Raw genomic sequence first — 12,493 nt, forward strand, 5'->3', positions numbered from 1 at the left:
CTACTTTTTATTTTCTCTATCGGCAAAATTGCCATTTTGCTGAATAGTCGCGATGCCAGCCGTCCTTGCAACGAGCCTGTCGTTGTACTCTTTTCTCATGTGCTGCGGTATGGTCTTTTGCGTTAGCGCAAACAAGATGAGCCCAACATAAAGCACCAAATAGACATAGATAAAGCCAAATGCGCCAAAAATTTTCATCGCATAGCTCATAAGAAGCGGCGAGAAAAGCGAGGCAAAAGAGTAGCTAAAAAGTAGCGCGCGTGCCACTTGGACGCTCTTTGTCTTGTCTGTGATCTCGTCATTTGCCCTAGCAAGCGAAAGTCCGTATGTGCAAAAAATGCCGCCACCAAAGAAAAACGAAAGTATGTATTGAACGATCAAATTTGAGCCATTTAGCAAAAATAAAACCGCACTGATTAAAGATACAACGCTACAAAGCAAGAGCGCTGGGCGTCTGCCGTATTTATCTGAAAAGCCTCCGATAAATGTTTGAGCCAAAAAGCCTCCAGCCATCGCTATAGTCATAAAAAATGATGCCTCTTTTGCGCTATATCCTTGAAGCAAGACAAAGAGGCTTGCCATAGAAAAAAAGCCATTTATCGCAAGTCCTGCAACGAGCGCTCCCACGAGTGCTAGCGGGACGATACCAAAAATTTTTGGGATGTTTATGGGTTGGCGCTGTGGGATTTGAGGCTGGTTGATGCGGATTAAATTTAAAGGTATGCTTGAGAGCATGATAAAGGCTGCGCTGATGATGAAAATTTCAAATGCGCTAAGATCAAGTGCTAAGATCAAAATTCCAAGTCCAAAACTTGTGTAGAAAACGCACTCGTAAAAGGCAATAACGCGTGATCTTATCTTGTTTGGGATCTTAGCATTTAGCCAGCTTTCTATAACCATCAAAAGTGCGTAGTAGCAATATCCCAAAAAGGCTCGCAAAATCGCCCAAAAGATCAAATTTTCACTTATGGCGTGAAGCATGGCTGAGACTGCAAATATAGATGAAAAGATAGCAAAAGCTCTGATGTGGCCGGTGGTTGAGATGATCCTGTGCGCTGTGATCGTGCTAATTAACGCTCCTATGAAAAATCCAGTGTTAATTAGTCCAATCGCAAGCTCGCCTACGCCATTTTGCTTAAGAAGCGCACTACAAGATGCGATGACTAGGCCATTGCCTATAAAAAGCAGGCTCATACCCAAAAATAGCGGTCCCATCGAGCGAATGATCCTAAAGCTACTTGCCATCTTCGTCCTTTCTTAAATTATTTTGCATTATCCCAAAGATAAAAGCTCCAATAGGCATCGGAGCAAGCCCCACTAAAAAGCCAGGCACGTTTAGTAAATTTTCATTTTTTAAAAATATAAATCCAAAAAAAAGTATCGCATATGCAACCAAGCGATAAGGCATAAATGCTGCCACAAAGCTTTTATCTTTAAATGAAAATTTCTGCTTTTTTAGCCTTGCTTTTTCATCTTTTAGACTAAGCTCTTTTGCCTCTTTTTGGGGCAAAATTTCTTCATACTCTTCATCCTCTTCTTCTATCTTGGCTAAAATTTCCTCTCTTGCATTTTCTAGCCTTGAGTTTATGCGGTTTTTATAGGCAAAAAAGCTAGCCGTTAGGATGATAAGCGAGGCAAAAAATGAAATTTGCGAGCTTATAAAAAATTGATTTGATATAAATTTGCCAACCACGCTAAGGGCTAGCCAAAGCGCAAAGTAGCAAATAAAAAGCCTACTAATCGTCCTCGTCATCATCGTCTTTTTTATAGCCTTTATATCTAGCCTCATCCTTTAGCTCATCTAGGCTTTTTACCTGCGCTTTGTAGGCTTTATAAACGTTTAAAATGGCAGCTGCGATGCCAAAGGCAAGCCCTATCCAAAGCGCTGGCGTGAAATTTGTAGCCTTTTTTACAAGATACCCCAGCCCAGTGCCGATCACCACAGCCACAACCATCGATATGCCAAGGCTTAGCTGCTCAGCACCTGCTACGATATCTTTTATCTTAAATTTTGCCATTAAGCTTTTATCTCCAAAAATGCCTCTTTAGCTGCATTTACCGCTAGATCGATATCCGCTTCACTCATCGCATCGCAGATAAATCCCGTCTCAAACTGACTTGGCGCTAGATAAATTCCACGCCTAAGCATCGCTTGGTGAAATTTAGCAAAGAGTTTTGTATCGCTCTTTAGCGCATCATCGTAGTTTTTTACTGCATGATCTGTAAAAAAGTAGCCAAACATCGAGCCACGAACCTCAGTTTGGATAGTGATGCCAGCGCTTTTTGCAGCCTCTTTGAAGCCATCCATTAGTTTTTTAGCTAGTTTTTCAAGTCTGGCGTATAAATTTACATCGCTATTTATCTTTGAAATAGCCGCTATACCAGCACTCATCGCCACTGGGTTGCCACTTAGCGTGCCTGCTTGATAGACAGCGCCTTCTGGGCTTAGGCAGTCCATTATCTTGGCCTTGCCACCAAATGCAGCGACGTTCATGCCTCCACCTATAACCTTGCCAAATGTGACAAGATCGGCATCCACCTCGTGAAATGGATATGAGCCAAGGCGAGAAGCCCTAAAACCGCTCATAACCTCATCAAGAATGAGCACAGCGCCAAATTTATCGCAAAGCTCTCTAAGCTCACGTAAAAATTTCTTATCAGCTGGCACAAGCCCCATATTTCCTGCGATTGGCTCGATTATGACTACACCTATTTTGTCTTTATTGTTCTCAAAAATGGCTTTTACGCTCTCTATATCGTTGTAGATAGCTAAAAACGTGTTTTTCACGACGTCTTGTGGCACGCCGCCGCTTGAAGCGTTGCCATATGTCGTTGCGCCACTTCCTGCTTTGATAAGAAGTGCGTCGCTGTGTCCGTGGTAGCATCCCTCAAATTTGATAAGTCCGTCTTTTTTAGCATATCCTCTAGCTACTCTGATCGCGCTCATGGTAGCCTCTGTGCCAGAGCTAACGAAGCGAATTTTATCTATTTGTTTAAACTCATCGCATATTAGCTTTGCTAGGGCTGTCTCTTTTGGAGAGGGAGCGCCATAAGATACGCCTTGTTTTACAGCAGAGATGATCGCCTCTTCGATATCTTTGTCGCAGTGACCAAAGATGAGAGGACCCCAGCTTTGGATGAAGTCAAGGTATTTTTTGCCCTCAACATCGTATAGATAAGCACCCCTAGCATGATCTATCATCACAGGCTCGCCTCCAACACTGCCAAATGCACGAACAGGTGAATTTACGCCGCCTGGGATATATTTTTTAGCTTCACTAAACGCCTCTTTATTTGTCATTTTTTATCCTTTTGATTTTGTGTTTTTAAATTTGTCTTTTGATTATCTTTTTGATTTGTTACTGGTTTTGCTGGTGACTTTGGTGCCTGGGTGTTAGCTGGCTTTGCGGGCTCAGCTGGCTTAGTTGGTGCCTTTTGTGCCTGCGCGGTGGTTGGCTCTACTGCTTTTGCGCTTGGGGCAGCTTTAGCAGGTTCAGGCTGTTTTTGCGTAGCAGCAGGAGCGGCTGGCTTGGCTAAATTTTGCGATTTTGCCGCTTTTGCGGGAGGTTTCATCTGATTTGTGATGTATTCATAAAGTATGGTTGTCTCTTCGTCTGTCAAAAAGTAGCTTGGCATGACGCCTTTTGGCTTTGTTAGAGCGGCTTTAAAGCTTTCAAAATCTATATCATTTATCTTTGGTGCTCTAAGCTCATCATCGACCGTTTTGTTTGCCTTTTTGTCGAAGTGTTTGTATTTAGAGATTAGACTACCCTCACCCTTTGCGCCGTGACATTTGTCGCATCCTATGCCACGTGGATTTAGGTAGAGCATCTTGGCGTACTCGGTCTTTGTGATAAAATCAGCACCAAAAATCGCCACGCAAAAAAGCAAAATCAAAAAAACAGACCTCATAAACCTCTCTTTTAAAAATTTAATTTATTTTTAGGTATGATACCACCCTTGTGATTAAAAAAGCTTTTAAGTAAGGATCGAATATGAAAATTTTAGACGGAAAAGCCGTATCTTTAAAGGTCAAAGAAAGCGTAAAAGTAAGAGCTGATGAGCTAAAGAAATTTGGTGTCGAGCCAACCTTAGCCGTCGTCTTGGTCGGCGATGATAAGGCATCTCAAACATACGTTAGAGCCAAAGAGAAAGCCTGCAACGAATACGGCATAAAAAGCGTGGCTCACCGTCTAAGTGAAAATACAACCCAAAACGAGCTACTTGCCCTTATAAACGTGCTAAATTTAGACGACAGCATCCATGGCATCTTGGTTCAGCTACCACTGCCAAAGCACATCGATACAAACGTCGTGCTCGCAGCGATCGATCCACGAAAAGATGTAGATGGCTTTCACGCTGTAAATGTTGGCAAACTTGTTAGCGGACTTGATGGCTTCGTGCCTTGCACACCGCTTGGCGTGATGGAGATTTTAAAAGAGTATGGCATAGAAGTAGCTGGGCTAAATGCAGTGGTGATCGGCAGAAGCAATATCGTTGGCAAGCCTATGGCAAATTTACTCCTAAACGCCTCTGCAACGGTTACGGTGACACACAGCAAGACTAAAAATTTAAAAGAAATTTGCAAAAATGCTGACCTCATCGTTGCAGCCATCGGTAGGCCATTTTTCTTAAAGGCTGACATGGTAAAAGATGGCGCAGTAGTCGTTGATGTGGGTATAAACAGACTTGATGATGGTAGGCTTGTGGGCGATGTGGATTTTGACGAAGTCGCACCAAAATGCTCATACATCACACCTGTTCCTGGCGGCGTTGGCCCGATGACCATAGCCATGCTTTTAAACAACACAATCCTTGCTGCACAAGCAAAGATAGCTAAAAATTAAAGAGTGAGATAATGAAGAGAGCTTTTACTAAATTTTATGACTTTTGCTCGAGCTGGACAGGCACGGTTATCATCGTTTTGCTTGTCATTTTTTTTGTGGCTCAAGCCTTTGTGATCCCGTCTGGTTCGATGAAAAACACACTTTTAGTTTGGGATTTTTTATTTGCTAAAAAATATGTTTATGGTGTACCCACACCAACCATACCTTTTATTAATCTAAAAGTTTTTCCAGACATAAATAACAATGGCCATATTATCACTGGACAAGGTCCAGCAAGGGGCGATATAGTCGTATTTCGCTATCCAAACGATGAGAAAACTCACTTTGTAAAGCGCTGCTTTGCGACTGGCGAAGATGAGGTAGTTTTTACTGGAAAAACATTTTATCTACGCCCAAAAGAGGGAGATAGCTTTATAAAGGCAAACTGCCGAGAGAATTTAAACGGCAAAGAGAGCAAATTTGGCTACTCATGCAGCGATGTCGTAGATCTTGACGGCAAGCTTTTCATAAAAGAGCCATATAAATTTAGTGGCATCCACTATGATGATAAGGAAAATTTATTTGAGCATATGGCTTTTAAACTAAATATTGATAAATCAAGCGTTTTTATGAAGCCAGCGCTTATTAGCTCGCTACCTCAAAATCCAAATTTTAAATTTAACGCATTTTACGTAAAAGTGCCAAAAGATGAGTACTTCATGATAGGCGACAACCGTGACCACTCACATGATAGCCGTTTTTGGGGAAGCGTGGCATATAAATACATAGTTGGACAACCATGGTTCATATACATGAGCTTTGATAGTAATTTTCAAATACGCTGGGAGCGTGTCGGACGCTTTATAGATACGATAGAAAATGACGAGTTTTTCACAAAACAAGCTCTAAAAGAGGGAGAAGTCGATGGACTTCACTAATTTTGATCCCATAAAAGTCGCCACTATCGTCATATCTTTAATAATCGCCATCGTCGGTCACGAGATCGCTCACGGATATGTCGCTTATAAATTTGGCGACAACACCGCAAAAAGCCTTGGCAGACTTAGCATAAATCCCATAAAACACATCGATCTTGTTGGCACTATCATCGTGCCACTGGTGCTTTATCTAAGCACTGGCATGATGTTTGGCTGGGCAAAACCAGTGCCTGTAAATACCTACACAGTCGTGCGAAATGGCGGCTACAAGGCAGCTATCTACGTAAGTCTAGCTGGCATTTGCTACAACATCATCCTAGGCATCTTATCGCTTTTTGTGCTAAAGGCTCTGCTAAATATAGAAACCTTTGAAATTTTACTTCAGTTTTTATTTACGCTTGCGCTTTTAAATTTGATGTTAGCCATCTTTAACCTCTATCCGATACCGCCACTTGATGGCTTTCACGCAGTTGAGTACGCGCTTAGAAATTTTGGCTTTCACGCACTAGCTGAAAAGCTTGAGGGTATCTCGAGATATGGCTTTGTCATCCTTATCATCATCCTCATCTCGCCTTTAAAAGATACTATCTTTTATCCGACAAGATACGTTTTAGATATCGCAAGTGCATTTATAAATGGCTAAATTTAGAGCAAATTTGCTCTAAATTTTTGGCTTTGTTATCTTATAAGAGTACTCTTTTTTAAATTCCTCTTTTGGTGCAAGGCTAAATTTAAGCTCCACTTTGCCATCCTTGCTGATATCTTTTTTATCAAAGCCCTTTATCTCGACCTTTACCGCCTCGTCAGCAGATACTGGCACGCGATCAACCAAAGTGACATCGACACTTTTACTTGAGTTATTTTTGACACTTATCTCATAGCCCTCTTCGCTTATGCGATCCTTACCAAGAAGCGAGCTCTTTTTAAATTTATTTAAGCGCTCTTTTTTAAGCTCGATTAGCTCATTTTGTCCTAAAAATAGCTGAGAGGGTTCATCTTTAGCTTTCATCTCAAACTCGCTTGGACTGCCAACACTCACGCCATTAACGTAAAACTGCGTTTTAGCTGGAGTTAGATCGTCATTTAGCTTAAAGCTAGCTACGTTATATGCCTTTAGTGAGCCGTAAAAATCAGCAAAAACGCTAAAATTTGCATCCATTTTTTGTGTATCGTAAGTTATATATTTGCTCTCGCCTTTTGCTAAATTTATCCCATCTATCTTCCAAATTTTGGCAAATTCGTTCTCATCTCTTTGCACACGCATATCAGCGACCTCAGCAGCGACTTTCGCAGCTCTTAGCATATTTTTTGAAGCGCCGTAACCATCAGCTTCAGCCTCGCTCTCCTCATACCAAGGGTAAAACTTGCTTGGCGCAAGAGCCTTTTGATATCTGGTTGGATAGATAGCGAGCTTTAAATTTTTAACATCGCTAGCATATGGGTTGGTGAGCAAAATTTCTTGTTTTATCAAGATATTTTTGTTTTTTGTATCTGCATAAATTTCATTTAGCGTCTTTGGCGCCTCATCATCCATATATGAAAGCGTCGCCTCTTTTGGGCTGCAAGCAAATTTCATATCAAGCTGCAAAAATCCAGCCATTTCGCTCTTTGGCTCATTTTCTTTAAGCGCTTCAAGCTCACTTTTAGCAGCTGAAATTTTCTCGATATTTTCTAGGCTAAATTTATAAAACTCATCAGCTCTTTTTGTCACATCGTTACTTTTGTTTTCTTCTACTAAAGCCTGCTCTATAAACCTACCTCTTGCATTTAGCGCCTCAAGCTTGCTACTTAAATTTGCGACTTCTTGCTTCCATTTTATGTAACTTGGGCTATTTTCTTCGCTGATCTTTTTTAGATTAGCATTCGCGTCACAATCCCCATTTATAGTGATGCTCTCACTCTCCACGCCCTCTGGCACAAAGGCGCTAAAAGAGCTATTTGCGTCACTAAATTTTTGAGTGATGATGGTTTGATCTGTGTAGATCTCTATTAGATTTTCATTTGCAAAGGCTAGCGTAGAAGCCACTAAAAAGAGTGCTTTTTTCACATTTTCTCCTTTAAATTTTTGGTAAATTATAGCTTCATTTTGGCTGAGAGTAAAATTTTATTTTAATGCAACTTTGACTATAATCAACAAAAAATTTAACGGACTTTTCATGAAGATAGACAAAGTTTTCTTAGCTAGCGATCACGCTGGTTTTGAGCTAAAAAACGAGCTAAAAGAGGCCATTAAAGGGCTTGGATACGAAGTGGTTGATCTTGGCACAAACGATAAAAATAGCGTTGATTACCCTGATTATGCGCATTTGATAGCGAGCAAGCTTGAGCCTGACTGCTACGGCGTGCTAGTTTGTGGCACAGGCATTGGCATCTCGATCGCTGCAAATAGGCATGAAAACGTAAGGTGTGCCCTTTGCCACGATGAATTTACCGCAAGGCTTGCCAGAGAGCACAATGACGCAAATGTTATCGCTTTTGGCGCAAGAGTTATCGGTGCAGGTGTGGCTATATCGGCGGTAGAAGCCTTTTTAAAGACTGAGTTTGCAGGCGGCAGACACGAAAGAAGAGTCAAAAAAATCGAGCTTGAGGCAGGCAAATGATAGGCGAGTGGATCGTTTTTACCGCTCTTGTTTGTGCTGCGATCTACCTAACCGTCATGGTTTTTTACTTCAAAACGCTTCTAAAAAAAGAGCGTGCGACAAAAGATTTTATGAAAAATAACCTCCAAGACACCGAGGTCGTCATAAGGAAATTTCAGATCCAACTCCAACGAAGTCTAGGCAACATCGACATCTTGACAGATGAGCTAAACAAAACCAAAAACGACGTAACCTCACTTCGCACAAGAAATTCACAGTACCGCCTAGAAAACGACAAGCTAAGACAACGCATACGTGAGCTTGAAGGCAAGATCGAAGCGCTACTATAATCTCAAATTTAAGGAAATTTATGAAAATTTTAGATCAAAAGGGCAAAGAATTTTTACTAAACTCTATTCGCTGCATAAACGATTTTCCAAAGCCTGGCATAGTTTTTCGCGACATCACGACGCTACTAAATAACAAAGAGGCATTTAACTTTTTGATAGATCATTTGGCTGATAGATATGAGGGCGCTAGTATCGACTATATCGCTGGTATCGAGTCACGAGGCTTTATCTTTGGCGCGGCGCTTGCGGCAAGGCTAAGGCTGCCTTTTGTGCCTATTCGCAAGCCAAAAAAACTACCTTTTATCACGCTTTCTCAAAAATATAGCCTAGAATACGGCGTCGATGAAGTGCAAATTCACATCGATGCTTTTGGAGAAAAAGCGGGCGCTAGAGTGCTTTTGATGGACGATCTCATCGCGACTGGCGGCACCGCAAAGGCTTCAGTTGAGCTTATCAACCAAACAAATGCAACCTGCGTAGAGGCGTGCTTTCTCATAGATCTAGTCGATCTAAAAGGTAGCGAAAAGCTAAAGTCGCTTACTAAAATTTACAGCGTTTTAGAGGTTTAGCATGGAAGAGTTTTTTATAGAACTGCTTAAAGAGTACGGCTACATCATACTTTTTGTCTGGTGTATCATGGAGGGCGAGATGGCCTTAATAATGGCTGGAATTCTCGCTCACACCACGCACATGCACATCGCGCTTGCTATATTTGTGGCTGGACTTGGAGGCTTTGTGGGAGATCAAATTTACTTTTATTTAGGGCGTTACAATAAAAAATACATCGCAAAAAGGCTTCATACGCAGCGGAGAAAATTTGCAGTGGCGCACATAATGTTAAAAAAATATGGCTGGCCAATCATCTTTTTGCAACGCTATATGTATGGCTTTCGTGTCATCATCCCGCTTTGCATAGGACTTACTGGCTATGACGCCAAAAAATACGCCTTTATAAATTTGATCAGCGCTTGGTGCTGGGCGGCGATCACCACCATACCTGCTTGGATACTTGGCGAGCATATACTTGTGCTTTTGCAAAAAGCAAAAGAGCACTGGTACGTCGCTATCCCAGTGGTTGCTATATTTATGGGGCTTTTGATCTATGCATTTAAGCGCATCGAAAATAAAATTTTAAACGAAAGGAGAGACAGAAGACATGCAGTTTCAAATAGTTGATAAAAAATTAAAAGATATAAAAGCTGATATTGAACTAATTTTCGTAGTGGATAAGGAGTTAAAACATAAATTTATAAGCGATAAAGAGGCTATTAAATTTAACAATTACAAAGGCGATAGCGTCCTTATCCTAAGCGAGGCAAAAAGGGCTTACGTGCCACTTTCTAAGCTTGATCTTGATGAGCTTAGGGTTGGGGCTGCGAAAGCTTATAACGCACTAAAATCACTAAACATCAAGAGTGTAAAGCTAGCTTCATATGTAGCTGGTTGCCAAAAACTAAGCTTTGAGGCGCTAGCTGAGGGCTTTTTGCTTGGAAGCTATGAATTTAACAAATATAAAGAGAAAAAAGAGAGATACACCCTTAAAGAGGTCATCTTTGCCACTGAAGAATTTTCTGGCAAAAAGGTCGATCTAAAGGCAGCAAACGAGGGCTTTAAAGAGGCGGAGATAATAGCAAGTGCTACAAATTTCACAAAAGATATCGTAAATGAAATCCCAGAAATTTACACACCGCAAAAGATGGCGCAGGACGCTTTAAATTTAGCCAAAAACATCGCAAACATAAAGTGCGAAGTCTATGACGAGAAATTTCTAGCAAAAGAGAATATGAACGCATTTTTAGCGGTAAATCGCGCAAGCGTGCATAAGCCAAGGCTCATCCATCTAACCTATAAGCCTAAAAAATCTAAAAAACGCATCATCTTTGTTGGCAAAGGGCTAACATACGATAGTGGCGGACTTAGCCTGAAGCCGGCTGATTATATGCTCACTATGAAATCAGACAAAAGCGGCGCAGCAGCAGCTCTTGGCATCATAAAAGGTGCAGCAGAGCTAAATTTACCATTTGAGATTCACGCCATTTTGGGCGCAACTGAAAATATGATCGGCGGCAATGCCTATAAGCCAGACGACGTGCTTATTTCAAGAAGTGGCGTTAGCATAGAGGTGAGAAACACTGACGCAGAGGGACGCTTGGTGCTGGCTGACTGCCTAAGCTACGCACAAGACTTTAAGCCAGACATCCTAATCGACATGGCAACCCTAACTGGCGCTTGCGTCGTGGGACTTGGCGAATACACAACAGGCATCATGGGCAACAGCGAGAGCCTAAAAAGCGAGTTTAAAAACAAGATAAAAGATAGTGGCGAGCTAGCGACTACGCTTGATTTTAACCCTTATCTTAGCGAGCTTATCAAAAGCCAGATCGCAGACGTTAGCAACTGCGCCTCAAGCAGATATGGCGGCGCGATCACGGCTGGCATGTTTCTAGCCAAATTTATCAAAGATGAGTATAAAGACAAGTGGCTACACCTTGATATCGCAGGTCCAGCATACCGCGAAAAAGCTTGGGGATACAACCAAGCAGGTGCGAGTGGAGCAGGAGTTAGGATGAATTTATACTTTTTACAAGCACTTAGCAAGGAGAATTGATGGGACTTTCAGTTGGAATAGTAGGCCTACCAAATGTGGGCAAATCAACGACATTTAACGCACTTACAAAGGCGCAAAACGCTGAGAGTGCGAACTATCCGTTTTGCACTATCGAGCCAAACAAAGCCATCGTGCCAGTGCCTGATAAGCGCCTAAATGAGCTTGCAAAGATAGTAAATCCTAATAAAATTCAATATTCAACCATCGAATTCGTCGATATCGCAGGCCTTGTAAAAGGGGCTAGCTCTGGCGAAGGACTTGGCAATAAATTTTTATCAAACATCAGAGAAACCGAGCTTATCTTGCACATAGTTCGCTGCTTTGAGGATGAGAACATCACTCACGTCGAGGGTAGCGTCGATCCAGTAAGAGATATCGAGATCATCCAAACCGAGCTAATACTAGCTGACATCGAGCAGTTAAACAAAAAGATAGAAAAGCTCACAAGAGAGGCAAAAGCAAATGCAAAAGGTGCTAAAGAGGCGCTTGAGATAGCAAATTTGCTTCTTGCTCACCTAAATGATGGTAAAAGCGCAAGCAGCTTTGAGCAAAGAGATAGCGAGGCGTTTTTAGCGCTAAACAAAGAGCTAAGGCTTCTAAGCGCAAAAGAGGTAGTTTATGGCGCAAACGTCGATGAAGAGGGGCTTAGCGAAGATAATAAATTTGTAAAAGTGCTAAAAGAGTATGCTAAAGCTTCAGACCACGAGGTGATAAAGCTTTGCGCCAAGGTCGAAGAGGAGCTAATAGGCCTAAGCGATGAGGAGGCTCACGAGTTTTTGGCATCTCTTGGCACGAGTGAGAGCGGCCTTGAAAAGATCATCAAAACGTCTTTTGCTAAGCTAAATTTGATAAGCTATTTCACAGCTGGCGTCGTAGAAGTAAGGGCTTGGACGATCACAAATGGCTGGAAAGCGCCAAAAGCAGCAAGCGTCATCCACAACGACTTTGAGAGAGGCTTTATCAGAGCTGAAGTGATAAGTTATGATGACTACATCACGCATGGCGGCGAAAATGGAGCCAAAGAGGCTGGCAAGATGAGACTTGAGGGCAAAGACTACGTCGTGCAAGATGGCGACGTGATGCACTTTAGGTTTAATGTCTAAATTTAGCCCTTTTTGGGCTAAATAGCTAAATTTTTCATAAAAATATTTAAGCCTTGGGTTGCAAGGCAAATTTAAACCTCTTTGTTGCA

At 41.8% G+C, this 12,493-nt stretch carries 14 protein-coding genes and 1 pseudogene; 9 read left to right on the forward strand and 6 right to left on the reverse strand.

Translation table 11 applies throughout. The features are described 5' to 3' along the window. The 5 genes and pseudogenes from F3G86_RS02885 to F3G86_RS10395 all read right to left on the reverse strand — a co-directional run. Positions 1-1,245 carry an MFS transporter gene (locus F3G86_RS02885; RefSeq protein WP_107916964.1) on the reverse strand — a complete coding sequence of 415 codons (1,245 nt, stop codon included), beginning with the start codon at positions 1,243-1,245 and terminating at the stop codon, positions 1-3. After that, entirely contained in the window at positions 1,235-1,753 is a 519-nt protein-coding gene (locus tag F3G86_RS02890) for a hypothetical protein (RefSeq protein WP_223228531.1), read from the reverse strand. Before F3G86_RS02890 ends, F3G86_RS02885 begins: the two co-directional genes overlap by 11 nt. Then, a complete protein-coding gene (locus F3G86_RS02895) occupies positions 1,737-2,018 on the reverse strand; it encodes an AtpZ/AtpI family protein (RefSeq protein WP_087582590.1) in 282 nt (93 codons plus the stop codon). Before F3G86_RS02895 ends, F3G86_RS02890 begins: the two co-directional genes overlap by 17 nt. Next, on the reverse strand, positions 2,018-3,301 hold the full coding sequence (gene hemL / locus F3G86_RS02900) for a glutamate-1-semialdehyde 2,1-aminomutase (RefSeq protein WP_149722930.1): 1,284 nt from the start codon (positions 3,299-3,301) through the stop codon (positions 2,018-2,020). The genes F3G86_RS02895 and hemL overlap by 1 nt, the downstream gene beginning before the upstream one ends. 275 nt (positions 3,302-3,576) lie before the next feature. Next, a pseudogene (locus F3G86_RS10395) lies at positions 3,577-3,912 on the reverse strand (c-type cytochrome); the annotation flags it as partial. 83 nt (positions 3,913-3,995) lie between these two features. Between F3G86_RS10395 and folD the strand changes: the two are divergent. The 3 genes from folD to F3G86_RS02920 are packed head-to-tail and all read left to right on the forward strand — an operon-like array spanning position 3,996 to position 6,407. Next, positions 3,996-4,847 (forward strand): bifunctional methylenetetrahydrofolate dehydrogenase/methenyltetrahydrofolate cyclohydrolase FolD, encoded by an 852-nt coding sequence (folD, locus tag F3G86_RS02910; protein ID WP_149722932.1) that lies wholly within the window; start codon positions 3,996-3,998, stop codon positions 4,845-4,847. 11 nt (positions 4,848-4,858) lie between these two features. Continuing rightward, entirely contained in the window at positions 4,859-5,764 is a 906-nt protein-coding gene (gene lepB / locus F3G86_RS02915) for a signal peptidase I (protein WP_149722933.1), read from the forward strand. Then, positions 5,751-6,407 (forward strand): site-2 protease family protein, encoded by a 657-nt coding sequence (locus F3G86_RS02920; RefSeq protein WP_149722934.1) that lies wholly within the window; start codon positions 5,751-5,753, stop codon positions 6,405-6,407. Before lepB ends, F3G86_RS02920 begins: the two co-directional genes overlap by 14 nt. An 18-nt stretch (positions 6,408-6,425) precedes the next feature. Here F3G86_RS02920 and F3G86_RS02925 read toward each other — a convergent pair whose 3' ends face one another. After that, positions 6,426-7,811, reverse strand: coding sequence for a DUF4139 domain-containing protein (locus tag F3G86_RS02925; protein ID WP_149722935.1), 1,386 nt, complete (start codon positions 7,809-7,811; stop codon positions 6,426-6,428). Between the two features lie 109 nt (positions 7,812-7,920). Here F3G86_RS02925 and rpiB point away from each other — a divergent pair, with 109 nt between their 5' ends. Genes rpiB through ychF form a run of 6 tightly spaced genes read left to right on the forward strand, consistent with a single transcriptional unit; the run spans position 7,921 to position 12,404 of the window. Beyond that, the gene (gene rpiB, locus F3G86_RS02930) at positions 7,921-8,364 is read left to right on the forward strand and encodes a ribose 5-phosphate isomerase B (protein WP_149722936.1); all 444 of its coding nucleotides are present in this window, start codon (positions 7,921-7,923) and stop codon (positions 8,362-8,364) included. After that, positions 8,361-8,693: a hypothetical protein gene (locus F3G86_RS02935; RefSeq protein WP_002939538.1), complete on the forward strand. Its 333-nt coding sequence runs from the start codon at positions 8,361-8,363 to the stop codon at positions 8,691-8,693. Before rpiB ends, F3G86_RS02935 begins: the two co-directional genes overlap by 4 nt. Before the next feature lie 20 nt (positions 8,694-8,713). Continuing rightward, the gene (locus F3G86_RS02940; RefSeq protein ID WP_149722937.1) at positions 8,714-9,262 is read left to right on the forward strand and encodes an adenine phosphoribosyltransferase; all 549 of its coding nucleotides are present in this window, start codon (positions 8,714-8,716) and stop codon (positions 9,260-9,262) included. 1 nt (position 9,263) lies between these two features. Beyond that, on the forward strand, positions 9,264-9,869 hold the full coding sequence (locus tag F3G86_RS02945) for a DedA family protein (protein WP_021086394.1): 606 nt from the start codon (positions 9,264-9,266) through the stop codon (positions 9,867-9,869). Further along, a complete protein-coding gene (locus F3G86_RS02950; protein WP_149722938.1) occupies positions 9,850-11,301 on the forward strand; it encodes a leucyl aminopeptidase in 1,452 nt (483 codons plus the stop codon). The genes F3G86_RS02945 and F3G86_RS02950 overlap by 20 nt, the downstream gene beginning before the upstream one ends. Then, positions 11,301-12,404 (forward strand): redox-regulated ATPase YchF, encoded by a 1,104-nt coding sequence (gene ychF / locus F3G86_RS02955; RefSeq protein WP_149722939.1) that lies wholly within the window; start codon positions 11,301-11,303, stop codon positions 12,402-12,404. Before F3G86_RS02950 ends, ychF begins: the two co-directional genes overlap by 1 nt. Positions 12,405-12,493 lie beyond the last annotated feature (89 nt).

The organism is Campylobacter concisus, from assembly GCF_902460595.1.
Taxonomy (GTDB): domain Bacteria; phylum Campylobacterota; class Campylobacteria; order Campylobacterales; family Campylobacteraceae; genus Campylobacter_A; species Campylobacter_A concisus_BL.